Raw genomic sequence first — 25636 nt, forward strand, 5'->3', positions numbered from 1 at the left:
GAGATCACTTCCTGCCGCTGCTGACCGCGTGGTACTGCAGGTCCTGCACGGCGAAGTCCCTCTTCACCTCCCAGGGCGAGGTGACCGTCACAGCGCCGACCGACGCCTTGTTCGTCCCGTACGCCAAGGGGAACGTCTTGGCCTGGATCCCTGCCTGGCCCGCGTAGGTCTTCTCGGCACCGCCGATGCTCGCCTTGACCGTGGCGTTACGGGTGAGGAAGGAGAGCACCTCGACCGTGTCCCGCGGGGCGCTGGTGCCGGAGCGCGGGACCATGAGCTTGCTCTGCGTCCCCAGCGTCGGCCGGGCGGTGACAAACTGCGTGCGATGCGTCAGGTAGAGCGTGTCACGGACGATCGCCGGCGCCTTGCCGGTCTTGAGCCACGTCAGGTAGTAGGACGAGATGTCCAGGTAGGCGCCGCCGTTGTGCACCGAGGGCGCGAACTGTGTTCCCTCGGAGAAGTCGTTCCAGGTGGTCAGCTGGACCCAGTCGGCGTCCTCGGCGATGGACTTCTCCCAGGTGAGGCGGAGGTTCTCAGTGTTGTCGGCCTCGTCGTAGATGCCCTGGTTGGGCCGCTCGTCCTGAACGGACACCGGCTGCATCCAGATCTTGCCCATGCCGTGGGCCTTGGCGACGTTCGAGGCGAGGCCGCTCTGCCCCGCCGGGCTGCGGTTGCCCCAGTTGGAGAAGCCGTAGCTGATCGATGCGAAGGCCGAGGCGTTGGACGGGAAGCTCAGGAAGACGGGCACGAAGGCGACCGTGATCCCGTGCGTGTCCTTCATGATCTTCATGAAGTTCTGCCACCACGCGGGCGTCTGCCCCTCCGCCTTGAACGGGGAGATGACCAGGCGCCTGTCGGCGAGGCGGTAGACGGACTTACCGGCGGCCAGCTTGGCCATCGAGGCCGCCAGCGTGGCCGCGTCGACCTTGAGCGAGGTCATGTCCGGCATCAGCACGATCTTGAAGCCTGGGTCCACCGCTTCCGCCGCCTTGATCAGCAGTTGGAGGCGGTCCCAGTGGGCGCCGCTGAGCGAGAGGACGTCCACGGTGAAGCCGTCGAGCCCCGCCGCCGCGGCGGTCTGGACCTCCTTCTTCATGTCCGCGAGCTGCCAGTCGCCGGCCAGTACGCCCCGCGGCACCGGACGGTCCCTGAGCAGGCCGCCGTAGGCCGCGTGCTTGCCGCTCTCACCGGTCGGGGTGAGGTAGTTCTTGGTGTAGTAGTCGTCCGCGCCGGCCTTGTTGTTCAGCGAGATCGGGTACGGCGTGAAGTAGTGCGCGAAGACCTTGCGCTCGGAAGCCCGCAGTGTCGCGGTCGAGGGCATGGCGAAGGGCAGCGGGCCACTGGGCGTCGCCGCCTGCGTGTCGTAGCTGATCGACAGCTTGGGTCCCACGCCTGCGGTCGCGCGGGAGGAGTGGAGCACGCCGTGGGCGCCCGACGGGGAGGTCAGCGCGAAGTCGTAGGAGCCGTTGCCGGTGAAGGCGGAGGACACATCCAGCTTCGCCGTAGCACCGGAGGTCAGGCCCTTGCGGGTGGCGATCACCTCTCCCACGGCCGGGCGGTTGTTGAACGTGAGCGTGTCGGCGCTCCATTTGCCCGTCACCGGCCGCACCTCGAGCGTGGTGTCGGTGGTCCTGACGGACTGCACGTCCAGGGTCATCTTGACGTTGACCGCGTTGTCCGGGACGTCCTTGACGGTGAAGCGAATGAACGCGCCACGCTCGGAGGCGTTCGCGCCGTCGCACGGGGTGGTGCAGACCGACAGCCAGGTGGCGGTGTTGTGCGGCTTGTCGGGACCGGCCTCGCTGACGTAGCTGTCCTCCTCGGATGTGAACGTCACGCCCTTCTCTGCCGCCGCCGCGACGGTCGTCGTGACCATCGGGGCGGCGCCTGCCAGGGTGACGAATAACAGGGTCATCGCGCGTAGGCGAAAGCTCATCGTTGCCCTCCATATAGCGACATGTCATGACATACCGCACTGAGACGGGCATGATCATAGACTTCCGGAGCCTCGCCTGTAACAGGAATTACATATTAGAGCCTGGTCGATGCCGCCCCCCGTTGAGCAGGATCGTGGCCACGCATCGGTCTTCCTGGCAAACCCCAGAGCCTTCCCGGAGCGCCGGGGTTTGAAGGTTTGGGCAAGAAGGGGCGATGAAGCGTTGGTACGTCCCTGATCTGGGGATATGTCGAGACATGTCGGTGACTGCGGAGCGCGTCACCGTTCCTCTGGGTGACGCGCGGGACAACGAGGCGATGCTCGTCTTCGACCACGGCGTCGACCGGATGAGCCTTCAGGCGAGTTCCAGCCTGGGATACCTGCTCGAGGCCAAGCTCGGGACTCCGGGCCCGGAGGTGAGCTGGGCCGACGGGCGGATCGACGTCGACTATCCCTACCTCGGCGTCCTGCGCAGGGCGCATCCCGCGCAGGTGCTGGTCGAGGCAGGCGTCGGCTGGACCATCAGGATCGTGGGCGGCGCCCACGACGTGCTCATCGACCTGACCGGGTCCGACCTGCGCGAGCTGGAGATCACGGGCGGGGCGAACGGGCTGACGCTCATCCTCGACGAGCCTGAGAAGCCGCGCGGCATCATCGCCGACGAGCTCTGCGAGGCCACGATCCGGCGGCCGGCGGATGTGCCCGTGCTGGTCGAGGTGCACAGGGAAGCCCGCCGGCTCGTCGTGGACGGGCGGCGCATATGGCATGGGAACGGCCTGGTCGCGCAGACGCCGGGATACGACCCCACAGATCCGGGATACCTGATCACGGTTGATATCGCCGTGGAGACGCGCGTGGAGAGGAGCTGAGATGGCCGTAGGACCCACACACCAGGAGCATCTCGGGCACGTCGTGTTCATCACGGCGGCGGCGGCCATCGGCGGCTTCCTGTTCGGCTACGACAGCTCCGTGATCAACGGAGCCGTGGTCGGCATCCAGAAGTACTTCCACGTCGGCCCGGTCCAGACCGGGTTGGTGGTGGCGATCGCGCTGCTGGGGTCGGCCTTGGGGGCCTGGATCGGCGGCGGGCTGGCCGACCGGTGGGGGCGGACGCGGACCATGCAGGCGGCGGCGGTGCTGTTCGCCGTGAGCTCGATCGGGCAGATGCTGCCGTTCTCGATCTGGGACCTGGGGTTCTGGCGCATTCTCGCGGGCATGGCGATCGGGATGGCCTCGGTGCTCGGGCCCGCCTACATCGCGGAGGTGGCGCCGCCCGCCTACCGCGGCAGGCTCGGCTCGTTCCAGCAGCTCGCGATCGTGCTCGGGATCGCGGTGTCGCAGCTGGTCAACTACGTGATCGTGCGGCTGGCCGAAGGGGATGTGAACAACACGCTGCGGGGGCTGCAGGCCTGGCAGTGGATGCTCGGCGCCTGCGTGGTGCCCGCGCTGCTGTACCTGCTGTTCGCGCTGAACATCCCGGAATCGCCGCGCTTCCTCATCGCGGTCGGCCGTATCGAGCAGGCGCGTGTGGTGCTGACCGAGGTGGAGGGCGAGAAGATCGACCTGGACGCGCGCGTGGCCGAGATCCAGCACGTGCTGCACACCGAGCATGCGCCGACGATGAAGGACCTGCGCGGGCCGGCGCTGGGGCTGCTGCCGATCGTCTGGATCGGGATCACCCTGTCGGTGTTCCAGCAGTTCGTCGGCATCAACGTGATCTTCTACTACTCGTCGGTGCTGTGGCAGTCGGTCGGCGTCACCCAGAGCAACTCGCTGCTGATCAGCTTCTCCAGTTCGGTCATCAACATCATCGGTACGTTCATCGCGATCGCCCTGGTCGACCGGATCGGCCGCCGGCCGCTGCTGATGATCGGCTCGGCGGGCATGGCGATCTCGCTGGGCACCGCCGCGTGGGCGTTCAGCGCGGCGACCAAGGTGCACGGCGCGGTCACGCTGCCCGACCCGCAGGGACCGATCGCGCTGATCGCGGCCAACGCGTTCGTGCTGTTCTTCGCCCTGTCGTGGGGTGTCGTGGTCTGGGTGCTGCTGGGGGAGATCTTCCCGAACCGGATCAGGGCCGCAGCCCTCGGCGTCGCCGCGGCCGCGCAGTGGATCGCGAACTGGGCGATCACCGTGTCGTTCCCCGCCCTGTCGGAGTGGAACTTGCCCGTCACCTACGCGGGCTACGCCACGTTCGCCGCGCTGTCGTTCGTGTTCGTGTGGTTCTGGGTCAAGGAGACGAAGGGCCGCAAACTGGAAGAGATGGGCTAGCCTCATCGAGCTGTCCGCGGACGTGACGGGTGAGGTCGGTGACGTGGCGCTGAGCGCCGCGGAAACGGTCATACTCGAAGACGCCATGAAATCTCCGGACAGCCCCATCCGCGACATCCAGCACAGGACCGGCTTCGCCCAGAGTCACGTCTCGGCGGTCATCGCCCGCCTGCGCTCGCTCGGCGCGCTGGAGACGGTGGCCGACCCCGGCGACGGCCGCCGCACGCTGGTCCGCGTCGCCCCGGGAGCGCTGCGCGCCATGACGGGCCGCGGCGCCCGCGACGCCGCGCCCGCGCTCGCGGCCGCCCTGCACGACGAGGCCGCCGCGCGCCGCGCGACGGCCCTCCTCGAGGAGCTGGCGGGGATCCTGCTGTGATCGACGACGTGCTGGGCCCTGGGCTGAAGGTCCTGTTCTGCGGCATCAACCCCGGCCTGATGTCGGAGGCGACCGGCCACCACTTCGCCCGCCCGGGGAACCGGTTCTGGCCGGCGCTGCACCTGTCGGGCTTCACGCCCCGGCGGCTCGCCCCCGCGGAGCAGCACCTGCTCCCGTCCCTAGGCCTCGGCATCACCAACGTGGTGGCACGCTCGAGTGCGAAGGCGTCGGAGTTGTCCCGCCAGGAGCTGGTGGAGGGCGGGGCTCGGCTGGCCAGGCTGGTGACCGACGTGCGGCCCCGGGTGCTGGCCGTGCTCGGGGTCTCGGCATTCCGTACGGCTTTCGCCGTACCCAAGGCGTCGGTCGGGCCGCAGGAGACGAAGATCGGCGAGACACCTGTGTGGGTGCTGCCCAACCCGAGCGGCCTCAACGCGCACTGGACCCTGGAGGGGATCGCCGCGGAGCTGAGCAAGCTGCGCGCGACCCTCGAGGGACCAGGTGGGTCAGCCCGCTGAGTTTCGCGAGTAATGAGTTCTTTTCTTTTACTTGTTTCCATCCAGGCACTTCCGGAGCTTTGCTGGAAACGGCCCATTGTTATGAGTCCTTGTTGAATGAAGAGTTCTCCGGGGGCAGCACCTCACCGCCGTTGGCGCCTGTCCGACACGACCGCGCCTGATATCCGCCTGCGACGCCTGTCGACATCCCCTTGAGTCCATTTCGGGAGGCCGTCATGGCTCGCTCACGTATCGTCTTCTCGCTATCGCTGGTCGCGGCCATCGCCCTGGTAGCACTCGTGCTCGGAGTGGTGGGCGGCCGAGCTACGAGTTCGGCCACACAGTCATCAGGCGGAGGCGCGGGCGGCGCGGCGAGCGGCAAGAAAGTCGACGTGATCATCAAGGCGAGCGACTCGTCGTTCTGGCAGACGATGATCGCCGGCGCGAAGAACGCGGGCGGAGACTTCGGCATCAAGGTGAGCACCTTCGGCCCCACGTCCGAGACGAACGTCGACGAGCAGGTGCAACTGGTGGAGAACTCCATCTCCAGGGGCGTCGACGGGATTGTCATCGCGCCCAACTCCTCCAGCGCCCTGAACTCGGCGATCGACCGGGCGCGCAAGGCGGGCCTCAAGGTCATCACCGTGGACAGCCGCGTGACCACCCCCTCGGAGGGCTTCATCGGCACCGACAACTACAAGGCCGGGATGCAGGCCGCCCAGCGCATGTGCCAGCTGCTCAAGGCGCAGAACAAGGCGAGCGGCAGTGTCATGATCGAGTCCTCCGTCGCCGGCATCCAGTCGCTGGTCGCCCGGGACGCCGGCTTCAAGCAGGGCCTCGCCACCCTCTGCCCGCAGTTCAAGGTGTCGCTGCAGCGCTACAACAACAATGACATCAACACCGCGGCGTCTCAGGTCAACGATGCGCTGACCGCCAATCCGAACCTGGCAGGGGTCTTCGCGGACAACAACACCTCAGGGGTCGGCGCGGCTCGGGCGATCCAGGACAACAACGCCACCAACACCGTCCCCGTCGTGGCGTTCGACTCCGACCCGCAGGAGAACGCCGCGCTCGCCGCGGGCACCATCGACGCGCTGGTGGTGCAGAACCCCTACTTCTTCGGTTACCAGGGCGTCCTGGCGGCCGGCATGGCCACGGTCGATCGCATCCCGCCGCGCAACATCGATCCTGGGGCGGTCGTGGCGGACAAGCAGAACATGCACGAGCCAGAGGTGAACCAGCTGCTCAACCCGCCGACGATGAAGGCGGAATGATGGTCGAGCCCGTCGTCGAACTGCAGGGCGTCTCCAAGGCCTTCGGCCCCGTCCAGGCGCTCAGTGACGTGTCGCTCCGCCTGGTCCCCGGCCAGGTCAACTGCCTGGCGGGGGAGAACGGCGCGGGGAAGTCAACCCTGATCCGGGTGCTGACGGGCGCGCTGCGCCGAGACAGCGGCAGTTACGAGATCGAGGGCAGGCCGGTCACCGCGCCGACCCCCGCGTCGGTGCGCGCGGCCGGAGTTCAGGCCGTCTACCAGGAGCTCAGCCTGCTCCCGCACCTGTCGGTCGCGGAGAACCTGTTCATGGGACGCCTTCCCGCGCGCACCGGGATCATCGCCAGGAGCGGGCTGCGTTCCCGTGCCAGGACGGCCCTTGACGAGGTCGGCCTGACGGACCTCAGCCCGGATGCGATCGTGGAACGGCTCCCGGCGGCCACGCGCCAGCTCGTGGAGATCGCCAAGGTGCTGACCGCCGACTCCGTCAAGGTGATCGTGTTCGACGAGCCGACCACGGCGCTCACCGAGGCGGAGTCGGCGCGGCTCCTCGAGCACATCCTGCGGCTGCGCGAACGCGGTATAGCGATGCTCTACGTGACCCACCGGCTCGAGGAGATGTTCGAGATCGGCGACTGGGTGACCGTCCTGCGGGACGGGAGCCTGTCCGAAGCCGGGCCGATCAGCAACTACGACGAGGACAAGCTGATCACCGCGATGGTCGGCCGGGAGATCAGCTCTCTGTATCCGGAGACCCACCGGCACGCGGGAACGCCCGCGCTGCGTGTCCGGGGACTGCGCAGGTTCGACGGCTCGCCGAGCGTCGATCTCCACGTCGGAGCCGGCGAGATCCTCGGCCTCGGCGGGCTGCTGGGGTCGGGGCGGAGCGGGGTGCTGCTGTCCATCTTCGGCGCCGCTCCCATCGTGGCCGGTCAGGTGGAGGTCGACGGCAAGGCGGTGAAACCGTCCAGTCCACGCACGATGATGAACGCCGGGGTCGGACTCCTCACCGAGGATCGCAAGGTGCTGGGACTGCTGCCGGAACTGTCGATCCGGGAGAACGTCACCATCGCCAGCCTGCGCAGCGGCTCTCGCCGTGGTCTCCTGCCGGGCCGCGAACAGGCCGATGAGGCGGATCGGCTGCTCGACAGCCTGCGGCTGCGGGCCGGTTCCTACCTCCAGCCGGTGTCGACGCTGTCCGGCGGCAACCAGCAGAAGGTACTGCTCGCCCGATGGCTGCTCACCAAGCCGAAAGTACTGATGTTCGACGAGCCCACGAAGGGCATCGACGTCGGGGCCAAGGGCGAGCTCTACACCGTCATCGGAGACCTGGCCGCGAAAGGGCTGGGAATCATCGTGGTCTCGTCGTATCTCCCGGAGCTGCTGGGGCTCGCCGATCGCATCCTGGTGCTGCGCGACGGGGCCGTCGCGGGCGAGCTTCCCGGATCCGCCACCGAGGAGGACGTGCTCCACCTGGCGAGCGGTACCGGAGGCGCCCAGGCGGCTGAAGAGGAGACCCCATCGCATCCGGAAGAGGTCCGGGCGCCTCAGAGCGCGACCCCGCCGACGCCAGACGATCCAGAAGGGTGAGCCGAGATGCCTAAGCTGATCTGGCGTGAGCCGATCGAGACCACGACGATCACCAACAAGCCGCCGGGCGATGCGGCACCGGCACCGGGACTGGAGACGGTGCCGAAGGCCAGGGAGGCGCCCGAGGCGCCCGAGGCGCCGGCCGAGCCCCGGCGACGGGTCATCACGCTGGGGGACATCGCCGGTCGCGAGAGCGGCGGCCTCGTCGTCCTGCTCGTGTCCATCGGCGCCCTCACGCTCGCCAGCGACGAGTTCCTCACCCCCAACAACCTGTCCAACCTGGCCCGCCAGGTCGCCATCTTCGGGATCATCGCGGTCGGCGAGCTCCTGGTCATCCTGACCGCGGGGATCGACCTGTCGGTCGGGTCGGTCCTCGGCCTGGCAGGCGCCTCCACCGCGCAGCTCCTGGTCGCCGGCATGCCGATCCTGCCGTCCATCCTGATCGGGGTGGGGATCGGCACCGCGCTCGGGATCGTCAACGGCCTGCTGGTGACCCGGGCCCTGCTACCGCCGTTCATCGCGACCCTGGGCATGCTCGGCATCGCCCGCGGACTGGTCCTGCTCAGCACCGACGCCCAGACCATCCAGGGTGTGCCGGCGGCGTTCCAGGCCATCGCGAACGGCACGATCCTCGGAATTCCCAACCTGCTCATCATCGCCGCCGTGGTCGTCGCCGTGATGTGGTTCGTGCTCACCCGGACGGTCTTCGGCCGCTACATCTACGCCGTCGGCTCGAATCCCGAGTCGGCCCGCCTCGCCGGCGTACCCGTCCGCATGGTGACGATCTCGGTCTACATGATCTCGGGCCTGCTCGCCGGTCTTGGCGGGGTACTGCTGGCCTCCCGCCTGGGAGCAGGCATCCCCACCGCAGGCACGGGCTTCGAGCTCAACGCGATCGCCGCCTGTGTCATCGGCGGCGCGAGCCTGTTCGGCGCGAAGGGAAGCGCGATCGGCGCCGCCACCGGAGCCCTGATCATGGGCGTCCTCAACAACGGCGGCAACCTGCTGGCGATCAACGCCTTCTATCTCCAGATCGCCATCGGAGTGCTCATCCTCGTCGCGGTCGGGTTCGACCAGCTGAACACCAGGCGGTCTGCCGCAAGCGGCTGACCCAGGCGTGCTCATCCGGCCGTGCCGTACAGAAGCGATCAATGCCGCAGGCTTCTGTACGGCTCGCCCAGCCGGAGGCCGACGCGGGCGGGCATCGCCGAGGAGATGACCCGCCCGCGCGCCTCAGCGGCGTGACCAGTGCGAGTTGCGGAACACCAGGCGCAGGACCACCGACACCACGAAGATCGCCAGCAGCACCTTGAAGAAGATGCCGAACCCGCCCACGACCAGGCCGACGATCAAGGCCGCGAACAGCAGCGGCACGAACGGGCCCGGGCCGCGCCTGCCCCACGGGCCAGGGGGCCCCTGGTAGCGCCCCTCGCGCCGCATCTGCCGCCGCGCCTGGTGCATCTGGTGCCGCATCTGGTGCATCTGATTTCGATGCGACCACATGGCGTCCCGCCAGCCGTCCGGGTCGAACGCCTCCGCCGGGGGCGCTGCCCGCTCCTTGACCCTGGAGCCCGGCAGGTCGGCGGTGATCTGGGCCAGGTCGCGGGCCGTCTTGGCGGCCAACGCCCGGTCCAGGCGCTCGTCCAATTCCTCGTGGGTGAGGCGGCCCTGCGCGAAGTGCTCGCGCAGCGAGGCCATCGTCTGCTCGCGCTCGGCGTCGCCGATGCGGAGATCGTCCCTGTCCATCAAGCGCCCTTCGCTCACTCTTCGTCGCCCGGGTCGCCGTCAGCCAGGATCTGGTAGAGCTTGCGCCGGGTCTCAACAAGAGTCTTACGCGCTTCGCGGATCTGTGCGTCACTCCCGGTCTGCAGAACCTGCATCATCGCGAACGCCGACTGCCGGGCGATGTCCCACAGATCGGCGGTGTTGTCGTCGATGTCGGGGCGCATCTCGTCCCACGGCGCGCGCACCTCGTCGGCGTGCGCCTCCACGTAGGCGCGGCCCTCGTCGGTGAGGCGGAAGCTCTTTCGCCCCTCGCTCTCCTCCGCGACGACCAGTCCCTCGTCGGTCAGCTGCTGCAACGCCGGGTAGACGGCGCCGGGACTGGGCTTCCAGCCGCCCTCGCTGCGCTCGGCGATCTCCTGGATGATCTGGTAGCCGTTGCGCGGCTCCTCGGCCAGCAGGGCCAGGATCGCGGAACGCACGTCGCCCCGCTTGGCCTTGCGCGTCCTGCCGCCCCAGCCGCCGCGGTGCCCCCACGGCCCGCCGGGGCCGAAAGGACCGCCGCGGAAGTCCCACGGCCCGGGACCACGCCTGCCACGGTGCCTGTGCTCGTGCGGCCCACGCTCGTGGTGGCCCTCGAAGGCCTCCGCGACCTGACGGATCGCCTCACGGGCCACACGCTTCAACTCTCTCGGGTCGGCCCACTGGCCGCCCATCGCTGCCGAAGTCATCAAAAACCTCCCCTTCCGATGCATCAAAGATATATCGAAAGAATGTCGGTGACAAGCGAGGGGGGAGAGTGAGACAGATCACGAAAAAGTTGCGGAATCGGGGAACAGGACGGGGATGCGGGCCGTTAACTAGAGCAGACGAGGTCGTTCCGCGTCGGCAGGGCTGGGGGGTGCTGTCGCCGCGGAGACGACCTCGTCTGCGTTTGCGGACTAGTAGACGTCCGCCGTCAGGAACTTCCACTGATCAGGGGTACGGCTGTCGCCGCCCGCCCAGGCGCCGGAACGCTGCAGGGTGACCGCGGTGCCGTCGGCGCTGCCGATCACCCACGAGGGATCCTTGCGCGAGCCGTACGTCCCGCCCGACAGGTTCCACCGCATCGAGTCGCTGTACTGACCGACCGCCGAGGAGCAGGTGGCCACCTGGACCGGCGTGCCCTGCGCCATCGTCCCGCCCTCGACGTCCGCGCACATGCCGGGATCGGCGAGGTTGTGCAGCTGCCCGGAGACCGGGTTGAACGACCAGAACTGGTCGGCGTTGCCGTCGCAGGCGTACAGCAGCAGGTTGGCGCCGCTCGACGGCTTGGCGCCGGGGACGTCCAGGCACTTGCCGTTCAGCTTGAGCTGCGTGTACGTGAACGCCTTCCTGGGCTCCCAGGTGAACGCCTGCCGCCTGTCGGAGCCGTCGCAGGCCGCCAGGACCGGCCCGTCGGTCAGGGCGCGCGCCGTACCGGGAAGGCCTCGTTGCGCGTGCCCTCGCACGGCCAGGAGACCAGCTTCCTGCCGTTGCGCGAGGAGTTGCCGTCCACGTCCAGGCAGGTGCCGGTGGCGGCATGCCTGAGCTGCTTGAACTCCGGCAGCCCCGGATACCATCACCCCCACCCGCCGTCACCTCCCACCCGCGTCGCCTCCCGCCCGCCTTCACCTCCCCGTTTGCCGGTCCTGGAGGGCCTTGGCTGCGGCGGCCGACAGGGTGTGAGTTCGGCCGCAGGCGGGCTTGGGGTGGGTGGATGTGTGGATATTTCTGGCATGTCGGTCCGTGGGATCTGTCGGGCGCTTGCCGTACAGTCGCTGATCATGATGGGTCATTCGCACGCGATGACCGGCGCCATCGCCTGGCTGGCACTGGCTCCGGCGCTCGCTTCGCTGCCGATGGTCACCGAGTCGACCCGGTTCATCGAGACCGGGATCATGGCCAACGCGCTCACCCCCGTCGAGCTGATCGCGGGGGCGCTGGTCTGCGCGGGCGCCGCCATGTTGCCCGACCTCGACCACCCCAGCGCCACGATCGCGCACACCTTCGGCCCCATCACGTGGGCGCTGGCCAAGATGGTGTCGTGGGTGGGCGGCGGGCACCGGGGGATGACCCACTCGCTGGCGTTCGCGGTGGCGCTGGGGTTCGGCGCGCACTGGCTGGCCGCCACCTATCCGATCGGGCGCGACATCATGGTGGTGCTGCTGATCGGGCTGGCGTTACGGGCGATCGGCGTCGGCATCCCCGGTAACAAGGCCGGTTCCGCGATGATCAACATCGGGCTGACGGCCGGGATCTTCGCGGTGTTCCTGTCGCTGCACGTGGGATACGCCTGGCTGGGTATGGCCGTGGGGGTGGGCTGCCTGGTGCACGTGCTGGGCGACTGCATGACCGAGCGCGGGTGCCCGGTGCTGTGGCCACTGGCCTACAAGTTCATGCTGCCGTGGAAGATCGGCATCAAGACCGGGAAGACGTTCGAGCAGAAGATCCTGGCTCCGATCCTGTCCGTGGCCATCATCGGCCTGCTCTTCTGGCGGCTGGCGCCGGTTTAACTTGATGTCGAGATACTTTCCAGGATATCTTGACGTCGAGAGACTTCCGCCGCACCGCGGTTAGGGTGACCTAACGTCTTGTGTGGTCCCACGGTGCGGCAGGATTTGACTGAGCAAAGGTCCACCGAGGAGGCGAATATCCGTGTCCGCGAACAGCTTCGGCAGCCGTGACACGCTACGCGTCGGCGACGCGTCGTATGAGATTTTCAGGCTGGATGCCGTCGAGGGCGCGGCGCGCCTGCCGTACAGCCTGAAGATCCTGCTGGAGAACCTCCTCCGCACTGAGGACGGCGCGAACATCACCGCCGACCACATCAGCGCGCTGGCCGGGTGGGACCCGAAGGCGACGCCGAGCGTGGAGATCCAGTTCACCCCGGCGCGAGTCATCATGCAGGACTTCACCGGCGTGCCGTGCGTGGTCGACCTGGCCACCATGCGCGAGGCCGTGCGCGACCTGGGCGGCGACCCGGCGAAGATCAACCCGCTGGCGCCCGCCGAGATGGTCATCGACCACTCCGTGATCGTCGACTACTTCGGCCACCCGGACGCCTTCCAGCGCAACGTCGAGCGCGAGTACGAGCGCAACCGCGAGCGCTACCAGTTCCTGCGCTGGGGCCAGACCGCCTTCGACGAGTTCAAGGTCGTCCCGCCGGGCACCGGCATCGTCCACCAGGTCAACATCGAGCACCTGGCGCGCGTCGTGATGACGCGGGACGGCAAGGCGTACCCCGACACCTGCGTCGGCACCGACAGCCACACCACGATGGAGAACGGCATCGGCGTGCTCGGCTGGGGCGTCGGCGGCATCGAGGCCGAGGCCGCGATGCTCGGCCAGCCGATCTCCATGCTGATCCCGCGCGTGGTCGGCTTCAAGCTGAACGGCAAGCTGCCCGCCGGCGCGACCGCCACCGACCTGGTGCTGACGATCACCGAGATCCTGCGCAAGCACGGCGTGGTCGGCAAGTTCGTCGAGTTCTACGGCGAGGGCGTCTCGTCCGTGCCGCTGGCCGACCGGGCCACGATCGGCAACATGAGCCCCGAGTTCGGCTCGACCTGCGCCATCTTCCCGATCGACGGCCAGACCGTCGACTACCTGCGACTGACGGGCCGCTCGGAGGAGCAGATCGCCCTCGTCGAGGCCTACGCCAAGGCCCAGGGCCTGTGGCTGGACGCCACGAGCGAGCCCGAGTTCTCCGAGTACATCGAGCTGGACCTGGCCACCGTCGTGCCGTCGATCGCCGGCCCGAAGCGCCCGCAGGACCGCATCGCCCTCGGCGACGCCAAGCGGGCCTGGCGCGCGGCCGTCAAGGACTACGCCGCCGAATCCGACTTCGGGCCGCTCGACGAGGCGTCGGCCGAGTCCTTCCCCGCCTCCGACTCGCCGGCCATCGGCCACGACAGCGACGGCGACCACCCGCACGCCGCAACGCTCAACGGCGAGCGCCCGCACAAGAGGGTCCCGGTCACGCTCGAGGACGGCACGTCCTTCGAGATCGACCACGGCATCGTCTCGATCGCCGCGATCACCTCCTGCACCAACACCTCCAACCCGTACGTCATGCTCGGCGCGGCGCTGCTCGCCCGCAACGCCGTCGACAAGGGCCTGGCCCGCAAGCCCTGGGTCAAGACCTCGCTGGCGCCCGGCTCGCAGGTCGTCACCGGCTACTTCGAGCGCTCCGGCCTGCAGCCCTACCTGGACAAGCTGGGCTTCAACCTGGTCGGCTACGGCTGCACCACCTGCATCGGCAACTCGGGCCCGCTGCTGCCGGAGATCTCCGAGGCCGTGCAGGCCAACGACCTGGCCGTCACCGCGGTGCTGTCCGGCAACCGCAACTTCGAAGGCCGCATCAACCCCGACGTCAAGATGAACTACCTGGCCTCACCGCCGCTGGTGGTCGCCTACGCGCTCGCGGGCACGATGGACATCGACCTCGACAACGAGCCCCTCGCCGTCGGCTCGGACGGCAAGCCCGTCTACCTCAAGGACATCTGGCCCTCGCCGGAAGAGGTGGCCGAGGTGGTCAACTCCTCGATCGGGCGGGAGATGTTCGAGCGCGACTACGCCGACGTCTTCAAGGGCGACGACACCTGGCGCTCGCTGCCGATCCCGACGGGCAACACCTTCGAGTGGGACCCCGCCTCCACCTACGTGCGCAAGGCGCCCTACTTCGACGGCATGCCGGAGAAGCCGGAGGCCGTGACGGACATCCACGGCGCCCGGGTCCTGGTCAAGGTGGGCGACTCGGTCACCACCGACCACATCTCGCCGGCGAGCTCCATCAAGGTCGGCACCCCCGCCGCCCAGTACCTGCAGGCCAACGGGGTCGAGGTCAGGGACTTCAACTCCTACGGCTCACGCCGCGGCAACCACGAGGTCATGATCCGCGGCACGTTCGCCAACATCCGCCTGCGCAACCAGATCGCCCCCGGCACCGAGGGCGGCTACACCCGCGACTTCACCCAGGACGGGGGCCCGGTGTCGTTCATCTACGACGCCTCGGTCAACTACGCCGCCCAGGGCACGCCGCTGGTGGTCCTGGCGGGCAAGGAGTACGGCTCGGGCAGCTCGCGCGACTGGGCGGCCAAGGGCACCGCGCTGCTGGGCGTGAAGGCCGTGATCGCCGAGTCCTACGAGCGCATCCACCGCTCCAACCTGATCGGCATGGGCGTGCTGCCGCTGCAGTTCCCCGAGGGCGCCACGGCCGAGTCGCTGGGCCTGACGGGCGAGGAGAGCTTCGACATCACCGGTGTCGAGGACCTCAACCAGGGCGGCATCCCGGGCACCGTGCACGTGAAGGCGGGCGACGTCGAGTTCGACGCGGTCGTCCGCATCGACACGCCCGGTGAGGCCGACTACTACCGGCACGGCGGCATCATGCAGTACGTCCTGAGGTCGCTGCTGGCCAAGTGATCTTCCCCGGGCCCGGCCACGATCCGTGGCGGGCCCGGTGGGGACGGGCGCGATCCTCACGCGCCCACATCGGGGGAACCACCCGATCCTCGAGGGCCGCCCGGCGGAACACCCATCCGCCCGGGTGGCCCTTTTTCGCGGTCTTGACAACCCCATGTTTGTTAGGAAGCCTTCCTAACAACTAATGCCGAAAGGGGCAAGCCCGTGCGCAGGATCACCCCCATCCTCGCCGTCCTCGCACTGCTGGTCACCGGCGCCTTACCGGCGCAGGCCGCCACCACGCGCTACGAGGCGGAGAACGCCACCATCAGCCAGGGAGTCGTGGAGTCCAACCACCTCGGCTTCTCGGGCACCGGCTTCGTCAACTACGACAACGTCACCGGCGGCTCGATCACCTGGACCGTGAACGCGGCCCAGGCCGGGCCGGTGACCCTCCAGCTCAGGTACGCCAACGGCACCACGGTCAACCGGCCGATGGCGATCTCGGTCAACGGCGGCGCACCGGTCGACCGCGACTTCAACGGCACCGGCAGCTGGGACACCTGGGCCACCGCCGACATCCCCGCCACACTCAACGCCGGGACGAACACCGTCAAGGCCACCGCCACCACCGCCAACGGCGGGCCCAACGCCGACTACCTGGACGTCGCGACCGCCGCCACGGGAGGCCCCGACTACCAGGCCGAGGACGCCACGCTCAGCCAGGCCGCCGTGGCCGCCAACCACACCGGCTTCACCGGCTCAGGGTTCGTCGACTACGTCAACGTGGCCGGCGGCTACGTCGAGTGGTCCGTCCAGTCCACCGGCGGCCCCGCCACCTTGACCTTCAGGTACGCCAACGGGACCACCTCGGCCAGGCCGCTGGACCTCGCGGTCAACGGGACGACCGTGGCCGGCCGCGACTTCGCGCCCACCGCGAACTGGGACACCTGGGCCACCGTACAGGTGCCCGTCACGCTGGCCGCCGGGGCCAACACGATCAGGGCCACCGCCACCGGGGCCAGCGGCGGCCCCAACCTGGACAAGCTCACCGTCGGCGCCGGGCAGCAGCCCGTCACCGCCGACGCCGTGGCGCCCTACGTGTACGCGGGGTGGGGGAGTGCCGGGTCGCCGAGCGGCGCCATGTCCGCGACCGGGGTGAAGTGGTTCACGCTCGCCTTCATCCTGTCGGACGGGACGTGCAATCCGAAGTGGGACGGCTCGCGCCCGCTGACCGGCGGCACGGACCAGGCCACGATCAACGCGATCCGCGCCGCCGGCGGCGATGTGGTGATCTCGGTGGGCGGCTGGAGCGGCACCAAGCTGGGCGAGAAGTGCACCAGCGCGTCGGCGCTGGCCGGCGCCTACCAGAAGGTGATCAACGCCTACTCGCTCAAGGCGCTGGACATCGACATCGAGGACACCGAGTGGGCCAGTGCCACGGTGCGCCAGCGGGTGATCGACGCGCTCAAGACCGTCAAGGCCGGCAACCCGGGCATCAAGACGATCATCACGTTCGGCACCACGCCCACGGGTCCCGACTCGACCGGCGTCGACATGATCAACCGGGGCGCGACGTCCGGGCTGCAGAACGACATCTGGACGATCATGCCGTTCGACTTCGGCGGGCACACCGGCACGATGGGCCAGGCCACGGTCAACGCCATGGAGGGGCTCAAGTCCCGCGTCAAGTCCGCCTACGGCTACTCGGACGCCGCCACGTACGCCCACCTCGGCCTGTCGTCCATGAACGGTAAGACGGACGAGGCGGACGAGGTGGTATCGCTCGCGGACTTCCAGACCATGCTGTCCTACGCCCAGCAACACCACATCGCCCGCCTGACGTTCTGGGAGCTCAACCGCGACCGCGCCTGCGGCTCGGGCGGCGACCTCAACGCCTGCAGCGGCGTCTCCCAGCAGCCCTACGACTTCACCAAGATCATCGCCGGCTACACCGGCTAGCGCTTCGCACGCTCCCTGTACGGCGGGCAGGCCTGCCGTACAGGGTCAGCGGGAGGTGGAGCGGTAGCGGAGGACGGCCAGGGGAGTGAAGACGAGGAGGATCAGCACGGACCAGGCGAGGCTGGCCGTGACGGGGTGCTGGATCGGCCAGGCCTGCGAGACCGAGGTGGGGTTGCCGAACAGCTGACGGACGGCGGCGACCGTGGCGCTCATCGGGTTCCAGTCGGCGATGGGCTTGAGCCAGGACGGCAGGCCCTCCGTGGGCACGAACGTGTTGGCCAGGAACGTCATGGGGAACAGCCACCCGAACGTGGCCGCGTCCGCCTGGGTGCCGCTCTTGACGAACAGGCCGATGTAGGTCCCCACCCAGATCATGGCGAACCCGAACAGCGCCAGCAGCCCGAACGCGGCGGCCGTCTGGGCCGGCGTGCCGTGGGCGCGCCAGCCGGCCAGCACGAGGGCCGCCACCACCATCGAGGCCAGCGACAGCAGGTGCATCGACAGGTCGGCCACGCTGCGCCCGATGAGCACGGCGGCGCGCGCCATCGGCTGGGCGCGGAAGCGGTCGATGATGCCCCGCTCCATGTCCGCGCCGACGGCCGTCGCGGCGGCGGTCGCGGTCATGGCCATGACCTGCATGAAGATGCCCGGCATCAGGTAGCTGCGGTAGTCGCCGCCGCCCGGGAGCTTGATCGCGCTGCCGAAGACGTACCCGAACAGCACCGTCATCATGATCGGGAACACCAGGAACGAGACGATCTCCAAGGGCTGCGCCTTGAGCCGGGAGAAGGTGCGCGCGGCGATCGTGAGCGAGTCGGTGACGGTCCACCGCAGGCGCCCGACGATGGTCGCGGGCGGTGCCGGCACGATGAGCGTCATGCGGCCGTCACCGCCAGGAAGACCTCGTCGAGCGTCGGCTGCCGCAGGCTCAGGTCCTCGATCTCGATCCCGGCGCCGTCCAGCGCCCCGGCGATCCTGGCCAGCGAGCGCGGCCCGTCGCTCACCGACACGGTGATCCTGCGCTGCACGGGGTCGGCCTCGAGCGAGCCGGAGGCCGTCTGCCGGATCAGCTCCTGCGCCTCGGTCAGGTCGGCCGCCTCGTGGAGGACGACCTCGACCCGGTTGCCGCCGATGCGCTTCTTCAGCTGCGCGGGCGAGCCGGCGGCGACGACCCGCCCCTGGTCGAGCACCACGATCTGGTCGGCCAGGTGGTCGGCCTCGTCCAGGTACTGGGTGGTGAGCAGCAGGGTGGTGCCCTCGCCGACCATCCCGCGCAGCATGTCCCACAGGCCGAGCCGGCTGCGCGGGTCGAGTCCCGAGGTGGGCTCGTCCATGAACAGCACCGGCGGCGCGACGATCAGGCTGGCGGCCAGGTCCAGCCTGCGGCGCATGCCGCCGGAGTAGGTCTTGACCGGCCGGCGGGCCGCCTCGGCCAGGTCGAAGCGTTCGAGCAGTTCGTCGGCCCGCTGCCTGGCCTGCCGCCGCGGCAGGTGGTAGAGGCGGCCGAACAGCTCCAGGTTGCGGCGCCCGGTCAGCAGCTCGTCGACCGCGGCGTGCTGGCCGGCCAGGCCGATGCGGAAGCGCAGCCGGGCCGCGTCCCGCACCACGTCCAGGCCGTCCACCCGGGCCTGGCCGGCGTCGGGGTGCAGGAGCGTGGCCAGGATCCGCACGATCGTGGTCTTGCCCGCGCCGTTGGGGCCGAGCAGGCCGCAGACGGTGCCCTCGGGCACGTCGAGGTCGACGCCGGCCAGTGCCTCCTGTTCGCCGTACCGCTTCCGCAAGCCGTTCGCTCTGATCACGAGCACTCCTTAACGGTGTTAAATCTAACAGCGTTAAGGATGCCTCTAACGTTGTTAAGCTGTCAATCGTGGGTCTCGAGAAATCCGCCATCGTGGCCGCGGCGCTCAAGCTCCTCGCCGAGGTCGGCCTGGAGGGGCTGACGCTGCGCCGCCTGGCGGCCGAGCTCGACGTACAGGCACCGGCGCTCTACTGGCACGTCAGGAACAAGCAGGAACTGCTGGACGAGATGGCCGCGGCGATCATCAGGCCGCACCTGGACCGGCCGCCGCTCACCGATCCCACGCAGTGGCGCGAATGGCTGGCCGACTACGCCAGGGGCGAGCGGGACATGCTCAACTCCTATCGCGACGGCGCCAGGATCACCGCGGGTACGCGGCCCTCGCCCGAACTGTTCGACATGATCGAGGGCATGGTGGCCGCGCTGGAGCGGGTGGGCTTCGACGTGGTGGAGGCCGGGGTCGGAGTGTTCGCTCTCAGCAACTACGTGGGCGGGTTCGTGCTGGAGGAGCAGGCCGACCGGGGGCGCCCCGACCAGCCGGAGGAGCACCCCGACATCGAGGCGGTGACCGCGGCCTACCCGCGGCTCATGGCCGCGCTGAACCACCTGGGCGACCCGCAGGGCGACCTCGCCTTCGAGGAGGGGGTGCGGCTCGTGCTGGACGGGATGGAGGCCCGCCTGCGGAGGAGCCAGGGCGCTGCGTCCTGATTGACTGTCTGCGTGACAGAAGTGCTGATTGTTGGTGGTTTGGCGGTATTCGTCGGGGCGTTAGTGCAGGGGAGCGTGGGCTTCGGGCTCGGGCTGATCGCGGCGCCCATCCTCACGCTGCTCGATCCGGGCGTGATGCCCGGCGCCGTCCAGGTGGCAAACCTCGCGCTTCCGCTGTTCACGCTGGCCAGGGAGTGGCGCAGAGTCGACTGGCGCGGGCTCGGGTTCGCCGTGCTCGGGCGGGTGCCGGGCAGCTTCGTCGGCGCCTGGATCGTGGTGTACGTCTCGGTACAGGCGCTGGGCATCCTCGTCGGCGCCATGGTGCTGATCGCGGTCGTGCTCACCGCTCGGGCGCCGAGCCTGCCGCGCAACGGATACTCCGTCAGCGGGGCCGGCTTCGTCTCGGGCATCACCGGCACCGCCACCGGCATCGGCGGGCCGCCCATGGCGCTGGTCTACCAGAACGCCAAGGGACCGGAGATCAGGGCCACCCTGGCCATGTACTTCTTCCTCAGCGCCGCGCAGTCGCTGGGCATCCTGGCCGTCGTCGGACACCTGCCGGGCAAGGCCCTGGTCACCGGCGCGTTCCTGCTCATCCCGATGATCGCAGGGTTCCTGGTCAGCGGGCCGGTGCGCCGCTACGTCGACGGCGGCAAGATGCGCGTCGCGATCCTCGTGGTGGCCGCGATTTCCGCGATCGTGCTCATCGGGCAGAGCCTCCTCCGTTGATCACACGTTTCTGGATTGTTACCGGGAACAACAAACTCCCCCTCCCGTGGGTCTTCCAAAGCAGGCCGTCCCGGAATACGTTGCCGCAAACAACATTCATCCGGGCCCCTCCGGAAGAAAGGACCCTGCACCATGCGCAAGGGGATCCTCAGCTTGGCCGTGCTCGTCCTCGGTCTAACCGCCTGCGGGGGCAACAGCGGGACCACCGCCACGTCGACGGCGCAGAATTCGCAGAAAGCCGGGAAGATCGGCGTGATCCTTCCCGACAGCAAGTCGTCGGCCCGCTGGGAGACGGCGGACCACAAGTACCTCGAAGAGGCGTTCAAGGCGGCGGGAATCGCCTACGACATCCAGAACGCCCAGAACGACAAGACAGCCTTCCAGACCATCGCCGACCAGATGATCACCAACGGCGCGACCGTGCTGATGATCGTGAACCTGGACAGCGGCACCGGCAAGACCGTGATCGACAAGGCGAAGTCGCAGGGCGTCGCGGTCATCGACTACGACCGCCTCACGCTCGGGGGCGGGGCGGCCTACTACGTCAGCTTCGACAACACCAAGGTCGGGCAGCTGCAAGGAGAAGGCCTGGTCAAGTGCCTGGCCGACAAGAAGGCCGGCAAGCCCATCGTCGCCGAGCTGAACGGCTCGCCGACCGACAACAACGCCACGCTGTTCAAGAACGGCTACGACGGCGTGCTCAAGCCGAAGTACGACTCCGGCGAGTTCGTCAAGGGCCCCGACCAGTCCGTGCCCGAGTGGGACAACACCCAGGCCGGCACGATCTTCGAGCAGATGCTCACCCAGCAGCCGAAGATCGCCGGCGTGCTGGCCGCCAACGACGGCCTTGGCAACGCCGCCATCACCGTGCTGAAGAAGAACAACCTCAACGGCAAGGTTCCCGTCACCGGCCAGGACGCCACCGTCCAGGGCCTGCAGAACATCCTGGCGGGCGACCAGTGCATGACCGTCTACAAGGCCGTCAAGAAGGAGGCCGACGCCGCCGCCAAGCTCGCGGTCGCGCTGGCCAAGGGCGACAAGCCGACGGCGAGCGGCAAGGTCACCGACCCCCAGACCAAGCAGGACGTGCCCTCCGAGCTGCTCGAGCCGCAGTCGATCACCGTCGACAACGTCAAGGACGTGGTCGCCGACGGCTACGTCTCCAAGGAGGAGCTCTGCACGGGCGACTTCGCCAAGAAGTGCACGGAGGCAGGGATTCAGTGAACATCAGGGGTACGGCCGCGCGCCGGCCGTACCCCTCTCTCTGAGGGAGCCCCCGTGAGCGAGCATTTTGGTCATGAGGCCGGCGAAGGAGGCCTCATGACCCCCCTTCTTGAAATCCGCGGCGTCGACAAGAGTTTCGGACCCGTCCAGGTCCTCCACGACGTCGCCCTCTCCGCCTACTCCGGCGAGGTCACCGCCCTGGTCGGCGACAACGGCGCCGGCAAGTCCACGCTCGTCAAGTGCGTCGGCGGCATCCACCCGATCGACGCGGGCGAGATCCTCTTCGACGGCAAACCCGTCCAGGTGCACGGCCCTCGCGACGCGGGTGAGCTGGGCATCGAGATCGTCTACCAGGACCTGGCGCTCTGCGACAACCTGGACATCGTCCAGAACATGTTCCTCGGCCGCGAGCGCCGCAGCGGCCTGGTCCTCGACGAGGCCACCATGGAGGAGCTGGCCGAGCAGACGCTCAACGGCCTGTCCGTCCGCACCGTGAAGTCGATCAGGCAGCAGGTCTCCAGCCTGTCGGGCGGCCAGCGGCAGACGGTCGCGATCGCCAAGGCCGTGCTGTGGAACAGCAAGGTCGTCATCCTCGACGAGCCGACGGCGGCGCTCGGCGTGGCCCAGACCGCGCAGGTGCTCGAGCTGGTGCGGCGGCTGGCCGACACCGGGCTGGCCGTGGTCCTCATCTCGCACAACATGAACGACGTGTTCGCCGTCTCCGACCGGATCGCGGCGCTCTACCTCGGCAGGATGGCCGCCCAGGTCAGGACCGCCGACGTGACGCACGCACAGGTCGTCGAACTGATCACATCCGGCCGGAGCGGCGACCTCGGCCTCAGGAACGGGGTCACCCCATGAACATGGTCACCGAGGACCCCATCGTCACGGCCGCCCAGTCGCCGTCGATCACGCACAGCACCCGCGCCTACCTCGAGCGGGTGCGCGGCGGCGACATCGGAGCGATCCCCGCCGTGCTCGGCCTGCTCGTCCTGTGCACGGCGTTCGCGATCGCACGGCCGGCCTTCGTCACCGCGATCAACTTCGCCAACCTCTTCACCCAGGGCGCCGCGGTCACCGTGATCGCCATGGGCCTGGTCTTCGTCCTGCTGCTGGGCGAGATCGACCTGTCGGCCGGCTTCGCCAGCGGCGTCTGCGCGGCGGTGCTCGCGGTCACGCTCACCAACCTGGGCCTGCCCTGGTACGTCGGGGTGCTCGCGGCGATCGTCACCGGCTCGATCATCGGCATCGTGCTCGGCACGCTGGTGGCCAAGGTGGGCATCCCGTCGTTCGTGGTGACGCTGGCGGCCTTCCTCGCCTTCCAGGGGCTCGTGCTGGTCCTGGTGCAGGAGGGCACGAACATCTCGATCCGCGACCCGGTCATCGTGGCGATCGCGAACAGGAACCTGCCGCCCTGGCTGGGCTGGACGCTGTACGCCGCGTCCGTCGCGATCTACGCGGCCGTGCAGCTGATCAGGGCCAGGAAGCGGACGGGACGGGGGCTGGTCGCCGATCCGCTGTCGCTGATCGCCGCCAGGGTCGGCGCGCTGGCGCTCCTCGCGGGCGTCGCCGTCTACGTGCTCAACCTGGAGCGCAGCCGCAACCCGGCGCTGGTCTCGCTGACGGGCGTGCCGATCGTGATCCCTGTCATCGTCGCGCTGCTGGTCCTGTGGACGTTCATGTTGCGCCGTACCGCCTTCGGCCGGCACATCTACGCGGTCGGCGGCAACGCCGAGGCGGCGCGCAGAGCGGGCATCCCGGTCGACAGGATCAAGATCAGCGCGTTCGTGATCTGCTCGTCGATGGCGGCGGTCGGCGGCATCGTGGCCGCCTCCCGCGCCAGCTCGGTGGACCCGAACACGGGCGGCAGTTCGGTGCTGCTCTACGCTGTCGGCGCGGCCGTGATCGGCGGCACCAGCCTGTTCGGTGGCAAGGGGCGGGTGCTGGACGCGATACTCGGCGGTGCGGTGATCGCGGTGATCGACAACGGGATGGGTCTGATGAACTATGGTGCCAGCGTGAAGTACCTGGTGACTGGATTCGTCCTGCTGCTGGCCGCGGGTGTGGACGCGCTGGCGCGCAGGCGAGCGGCGGCCGCCGGGCTAAGGTGATCAGCCAGCCGCCCCTGAGCGCAGGCCCGTCACAGGAGGACATCAGGCGCCACAACCTCGGCGCGCTGCTGCGCCACGTGCACCTGAGCGGACCCACCTCGCGCGCCGAGCTCACCTCGAAGATGGGGCTGAACCGTAGCACGATCATGGCGCTCACCTCGGACCTGACCGCCGCCGGTCTGGTGCGCGAGGAACTGCCGCGCGAGACGGGGCGCGCGGGCAGGCCCTCGCTGGTGGTGCGCCCCGAGTCGTCGCGCGTCTACGTCTTCGCCTTCGACGTGGGCCCCGACCGGCTGGCGGCGGCCCGAGTCGGGCTGGGCGGGGCGATACTCGACCGGCGCGAGGTCGCCCGCGAGCGCGGGCCGTTCGTGGTGGAGGAGCTGGCCGGCACACTGGCCGGCTTCGCCAGGCAAATGCGCAGGAAGACCCGCCAGGACACGGTCTGCGTGGGCGCCGCCGCGGCGGTCTCCGGCGGCGTGCGCAAGAGCGACGGCGTCATCACCTTCGGGCCGAACCTGCTGTCGGAGGAGGCACCGTTCGGCGAGGAGCTGGGCCGCAGGCTCGGCCTCGGGCTGCCGGTCAGCGTCGGCAACGACGCCAACCTGGCCGCGCTGGCCGAGCACAGCAGGGGCGTCGGCGTGGCCGTCAGGGACCTGATCTACCTGCACGGCGACGTCGGCATCGGCGGCGGCATCATCGCGGGCGGCCACCTGCTGGGCGGCCGCGACGGCTACGGTGGCGAGGTCGGGCACATGATCGTCAATCCGGGCGGCCGGGCCTGCGGCTGCGGCTCCCACGGCTGCCTGGAGGCGGAGGTGGGGGAGCGGGCGCTGCTCGAGGCCGCCGGGCGGGTCGGCCCGGGCCAGCACGGCCGCGACGCCGTCCGCGCGGTGGTCGACGCCGCCGACAGGGGTGACATCGTCGCTCAGGACGCGCTCAGCAGGGTCGGCGACTGGCTCGGGCTCGGCGTGGCCAACCTGGTCAACATCTTCAACCCCGAGCTGGTCATCTTCGGCGGCATGCTCAGGGAGATCTACCTGGGCTCGGCCGCCCAGGTGCGCAGCCGCCTGGCCGTGCACGCGCTGGCCCCCCAGCGCGAGAAGCTGCGGCTGCGCACGTCGGCACTGGCCGACGACGCGACGCTCGTGGGCGCAGCCGAGCTGGCCTTCGCCCACGTGCTCGCGGACCCCTTGGAAGTGCTGGCGAGGGCGAACGGCTAGCGGACCCGGCTCGCGGGGGCGGCCCAGGTGTTGCACCCGCCGGGCGCGGCCGACTGGAAGCCCTTGTTCAGCCAGGACTTCTGCGTGGAGCCCTTGCCGTGGTCCTTGTCCTTGGTGGTCTCGTCACCGTTCATCGCCACGACGTCGAGCAGGCGCTGCCAGTCGTCCTCGGACCGGTCGAGGGAGTCCCAGACGCTGCCGATGAACACGCCCGCGAAGCACTCGGCCTGCAGCTCCAGGCGCTTGGTCTGCTCGGTCTCCTCCTTCTTGCCGTGGTACGGCTCGTACTGGTAGGAGCGCATGATCCCGCTCATCTGCTGCACGTGGTGGCCGTACTCGTGCGCGACCACGTCCATCAGGAACAGGTCGTCGACGTCGGTCAGGATCGACTTGTCGAGCAGGACGGCGAACTGGCGCGTCTTCGGGCAGTAGATCCCCGCCGCGTCACCCCACTTCGAGCCGCAGTAGCGCAGGCCCTTCTTGGAGGTGAAGAAGCGCAGCGACGGCTTGCTGAAGCGCAGGCCCGCCTGCTCGAACTGGGCGGACCAGGAGTCGCTGAGGCAGGAGAACAGCGTCTTGACGTACCGCTTGGCCGAGCTCACGGCCGGCTCGGGGCAGCTGGTGGTCTCCAGCGGGCCGGACTTGTAGAGCTTGTTCTGGGTGAGTTGCTTGCTCCTGATCGGGTACTGGGCCTGCCCGGTGGCGGCCTGAGCGGGGGCGCCGGAGAGGCAGAGGCCGGCGATCACCGCGACCACCGCGGCGACAAAGGGGATCTTCATCCCCAAAGTGTGATTTCCCCGG

Annotated in this window: 23 protein-coding genes; 16 read left to right on the top strand and 7 right to left on the bottom strand. The window is 69.1% G+C overall.

Annotation, left to right across the window (positions count from 1 at the left end):
• Nucleotides 1-4: 4 nt before the first annotated feature.
• A complete protein-coding gene (locus tag ACIBHX_RS03310; protein ID WP_397063737.1) occupies nucleotides 5-1915 on the bottom strand; it encodes an endo-1,3-alpha-glucanase family glycosylhydrolase in 1911 nt (636 codons plus the stop codon).
• Nucleotides 1916-2193: 278 nt separating this feature from the next.
• Between ACIBHX_RS03310 and ACIBHX_RS03315 the strand changes: the two genes are divergently transcribed.
• From ACIBHX_RS03315 to ACIBHX_RS03345, 7 genes are all read left to right on the top strand, one after another.
• Nucleotides 2194-2805, top strand: a complete 612-nt coding sequence (locus ACIBHX_RS03315; protein ID WP_397063739.1) for a hypothetical protein — start codon at nucleotides 2194-2196, stop codon at nucleotides 2803-2805.
• 1 nt (nucleotide 2806) lies between these two features.
• Nucleotides 2807-4207, top strand: a complete 1401-nt coding sequence (locus ACIBHX_RS03320) for a sugar porter family MFS transporter (RefSeq protein ID WP_397063741.1) — start codon at nucleotides 2807-2809, stop codon at nucleotides 4205-4207.
• Between the two features lie 22 nt (nucleotides 4208-4229).
• On the top strand, nucleotides 4230-4583 hold the full coding sequence (locus tag ACIBHX_RS03325; protein WP_397063743.1) for a MarR family transcriptional regulator: 354 nt from the start codon (nucleotides 4230-4232) through the stop codon (nucleotides 4581-4583).
• Nucleotides 4580-5098 (top strand): G/U mismatch-specific DNA glycosylase, encoded by a 519-nt coding sequence (mug, locus tag ACIBHX_RS03330; RefSeq protein ID WP_397063744.1) that lies wholly within the window; start codon nucleotides 4580-4582, stop codon nucleotides 5096-5098. The genes ACIBHX_RS03325 and mug overlap by 4 nt, the downstream gene beginning before the upstream one ends.
• A gap of 215 nt (nucleotides 5099-5313) precedes the next feature.
• Entirely contained in the window at nucleotides 5314-6351 is a 1038-nt protein-coding gene (locus ACIBHX_RS03335) for an ABC transporter substrate-binding protein (RefSeq protein WP_397063746.1), read from the top strand.
• Nucleotides 6348-7937: a sugar ABC transporter ATP-binding protein gene (locus tag ACIBHX_RS03340; RefSeq protein WP_397063748.1), complete on the top strand. Its 1590-nt coding sequence runs from the start codon at nucleotides 6348-6350 to the stop codon at nucleotides 7935-7937. Before ACIBHX_RS03335 ends, ACIBHX_RS03340 begins: the two co-directional genes overlap by 4 nt.
• 6 nt (nucleotides 7938-7943) lie before the next feature.
• Complete coding sequence (locus tag ACIBHX_RS03345) at nucleotides 7944-9047, top strand: ABC transporter permease (protein WP_397063749.1); 1104 nt, start codon at nucleotides 7944-7946, stop codon at nucleotides 9045-9047.
• A gap of 123 nt (nucleotides 9048-9170) precedes the next feature.
• Here ACIBHX_RS03345 and ACIBHX_RS03350 read toward each other — a convergent pair whose 3' ends face one another.
• From ACIBHX_RS03350 to ACIBHX_RS03360, 3 genes are all read right to left on the bottom strand, one after another.
• Nucleotides 9171-9683 carry a DUF1707 domain-containing protein gene (locus ACIBHX_RS03350; protein ID WP_397063751.1) on the bottom strand — a complete coding sequence of 171 codons (513 nt, stop codon included), beginning with the start codon at nucleotides 9681-9683 and terminating at the stop codon, nucleotides 9171-9173.
• A gap of 14 nt (nucleotides 9684-9697) precedes the next feature.
• Nucleotides 9698-10390, bottom strand: a complete 693-nt coding sequence (locus ACIBHX_RS03355) for a PadR family transcriptional regulator (protein WP_397063752.1) — start codon at nucleotides 10388-10390, stop codon at nucleotides 9698-9700.
• A 210-nt stretch (nucleotides 10391-10600) separates the two neighbouring features.
• Entirely contained in the window at nucleotides 10601-11149 is a 549-nt protein-coding gene (locus ACIBHX_RS03360; protein ID WP_397063754.1) for an RICIN domain-containing protein, read from the bottom strand.
• Nucleotides 11150-11464: 315 nt separating this feature from the next.
• On the opposite strand from ACIBHX_RS03360, the gene ACIBHX_RS03365 reads away from it, so the two are divergent.
• From ACIBHX_RS03365 to ACIBHX_RS03375, 3 genes are all read left to right on the top strand, one after another.
• Complete coding sequence (locus ACIBHX_RS03365; RefSeq protein ID WP_397063756.1) at nucleotides 11465-12193, top strand: metal-dependent hydrolase; 729 nt, start codon at nucleotides 11465-11467, stop codon at nucleotides 12191-12193.
• A gap of 136 nt (nucleotides 12194-12329) precedes the next feature.
• Nucleotides 12330-15104, top strand: a complete 2775-nt coding sequence (acnA, locus tag ACIBHX_RS03370) for an aconitate hydratase AcnA (protein WP_397065012.1) — start codon at nucleotides 12330-12332, stop codon at nucleotides 15102-15104.
• Between the two features lie 204 nt (nucleotides 15105-15308).
• Complete coding sequence (locus ACIBHX_RS03375) at nucleotides 15309-17045, top strand: CBM35 domain-containing protein (protein WP_397063758.1); 1737 nt, start codon at nucleotides 15309-15311, stop codon at nucleotides 17043-17045.
• A gap of 45 nt (nucleotides 17046-17090) precedes the next feature.
• Here ACIBHX_RS03375 and ACIBHX_RS03380 read toward each other — a convergent pair whose 3' ends face one another.
• The gene (locus tag ACIBHX_RS03380; protein ID WP_397063759.1) at nucleotides 17091-17924 is read right to left on the bottom strand and encodes an ABC transporter permease; all 834 of its coding nucleotides are present in this window, start codon (nucleotides 17922-17924) and stop codon (nucleotides 17091-17093) included.
• Nucleotides 17921-18844 (bottom strand): ATP-binding cassette domain-containing protein, encoded by a 924-nt coding sequence (locus tag ACIBHX_RS03385; protein ID WP_397063761.1) that lies wholly within the window; start codon nucleotides 18842-18844, stop codon nucleotides 17921-17923. The genes ACIBHX_RS03380 and ACIBHX_RS03385 overlap by 4 nt, the downstream gene beginning before the upstream one ends.
• Nucleotides 18845-18912: 68 nt before the next feature.
• Here ACIBHX_RS03385 and ACIBHX_RS03390 point away from each other — a divergent pair, with 68 nt between their 5' ends.
• The 6 genes from ACIBHX_RS03390 to ACIBHX_RS03415 all read left to right on the top strand — a co-directional run bounded on the left by ACIBHX_RS03390 (nucleotide 18913) and on the right by ACIBHX_RS03415 (nucleotide 24835).
• Nucleotides 18913-19551: a TetR/AcrR family transcriptional regulator C-terminal domain-containing protein gene (locus tag ACIBHX_RS03390; RefSeq protein ID WP_397063763.1), complete on the top strand. Its 639-nt coding sequence runs from the start codon at nucleotides 18913-18915 to the stop codon at nucleotides 19549-19551.
• Between the two features lie 21 nt (nucleotides 19552-19572).
• Nucleotides 19573-20280: a sulfite exporter TauE/SafE family protein gene (locus tag ACIBHX_RS03395; protein ID WP_397065014.1), complete on the top strand. Its 708-nt coding sequence runs from the start codon at nucleotides 19573-19575 to the stop codon at nucleotides 20278-20280.
• Between the two features lie 132 nt (nucleotides 20281-20412).
• A complete protein-coding gene (locus ACIBHX_RS03400; RefSeq protein WP_397063764.1) occupies nucleotides 20413-21504 on the top strand; it encodes a sugar ABC transporter substrate-binding protein in 1092 nt (363 codons plus the stop codon).
• 96 nt (nucleotides 21505-21600) lie between these two features.
• Nucleotides 21601-22365: an ATP-binding cassette domain-containing protein gene (locus ACIBHX_RS03405; protein ID WP_397063766.1), complete on the top strand. Its 765-nt coding sequence runs from the start codon at nucleotides 21601-21603 to the stop codon at nucleotides 22363-22365.
• Nucleotides 22362-23615, top strand: a complete 1254-nt coding sequence (locus ACIBHX_RS03410) for a sugar ABC transporter permease (RefSeq protein ID WP_397063767.1) — start codon at nucleotides 22362-22364, stop codon at nucleotides 23613-23615. The genes ACIBHX_RS03405 and ACIBHX_RS03410 overlap by 4 nt, the downstream gene beginning before the upstream one ends.
• Entirely contained in the window at nucleotides 23612-24835 is a 1224-nt protein-coding gene (locus ACIBHX_RS03415) for an ROK family protein (RefSeq protein ID WP_397063769.1), read from the top strand. The genes ACIBHX_RS03410 and ACIBHX_RS03415 overlap by 4 nt, the downstream gene beginning before the upstream one ends.
• On the opposite strand, the gene ACIBHX_RS03420 is transcribed toward ACIBHX_RS03415, so the two are convergent.
• Nucleotides 24832-25614 (bottom strand): neutral zinc metallopeptidase, encoded by a 783-nt coding sequence (locus tag ACIBHX_RS03420; protein ID WP_397063770.1) that lies wholly within the window; start codon nucleotides 25612-25614, stop codon nucleotides 24832-24834. The two genes, ACIBHX_RS03415 and ACIBHX_RS03420, sit on opposite strands and share 4 nt — an antisense overlap.
• Nucleotides 25615-25636: the final 22 nt, after the last annotated feature.

The sequence above is a fragment of the Nonomuraea sp. NPDC050536 genome, from assembly GCF_044457685.1.
Classification (GTDB): Bacteria; Actinomycetota; Actinomycetes; order Streptosporangiales; family Streptosporangiaceae; genus Nonomuraea.

Bases quoted from the DNA above. Each gene is read 5' to 3' on its own strand.
- ACIBHX_RS03310 (WP_397063737.1), bottom strand. From the start codon at position 1,915: ATGACCCTGTTATTCGTCACCCTGGCAGGCGCCGCCCCGATGGTCACG.
- ACIBHX_RS03315 (WP_397063739.1), top strand. From the start codon at position 2,194: ATGTCGGTGACTGCGGAGCGCGTCACCGTTCCTCTGGGTGACGCGCGG.
- ACIBHX_RS03320 (WP_397063741.1), top strand. From the start codon at position 2,807: ATGGCCGTAGGACCCACACACCAGGAGCATCTCGGGCACGTCGTGTTC.
- ACIBHX_RS03335 (WP_397063746.1), top strand. From the start codon at position 5,314: ATGGCTCGCTCACGTATCGTCTTCTCGCTATCGCTGGTCGCGGCCATC.
- ACIBHX_RS03340 (WP_397063748.1), top strand. From the start codon at position 6,348: ATGATGGTCGAGCCCGTCGTCGAACTGCAGGGCGTCTCCAAGGCCTTC.
- ACIBHX_RS03345 (WP_397063749.1), top strand. From the start codon at position 7,944: ATGCCTAAGCTGATCTGGCGTGAGCCGATCGAGACCACGACGATCACC.
- ACIBHX_RS03350 (WP_397063751.1), bottom strand. From the start codon at position 9,683: ATGGACAGGGACGATCTCCGCATCGGCGACGCCGAGCGCGAGCAGACG.
- ACIBHX_RS03355 (WP_397063752.1), bottom strand. From the start codon at position 10,390: ATGACTTCGGCAGCGATGGGCGGCCAGTGGGCCGACCCGAGAGAGTTG.
- ACIBHX_RS03365 (WP_397063756.1), top strand. From the start codon at position 11,465: ATGATGGGTCATTCGCACGCGATGACCGGCGCCATCGCCTGGCTGGCA.
- ACIBHX_RS03380 (WP_397063759.1), bottom strand. From the start codon at position 17,924: ATGACGCTCATCGTGCCGGCACCGCCCGCGACCATCGTCGGGCGCCTG.
- ACIBHX_RS03400 (WP_397063764.1), top strand. From the start codon at position 20,413: ATGCGCAAGGGGATCCTCAGCTTGGCCGTGCTCGTCCTCGGTCTAACC.
- ACIBHX_RS03405 (WP_397063766.1), top strand. From the start codon at position 21,601: ATGACCCCCCTTCTTGAAATCCGCGGCGTCGACAAGAGTTTCGGACCC.
- ACIBHX_RS03410 (WP_397063767.1), top strand. From the start codon at position 22,362: ATGAACATGGTCACCGAGGACCCCATCGTCACGGCCGCCCAGTCGCCG.
- ACIBHX_RS03420 (WP_397063770.1), bottom strand. From the start codon at position 25,614: ATGAAGATCCCCTTTGTCGCCGCGGTGGTCGCGGTGATCGCCGGCCTC.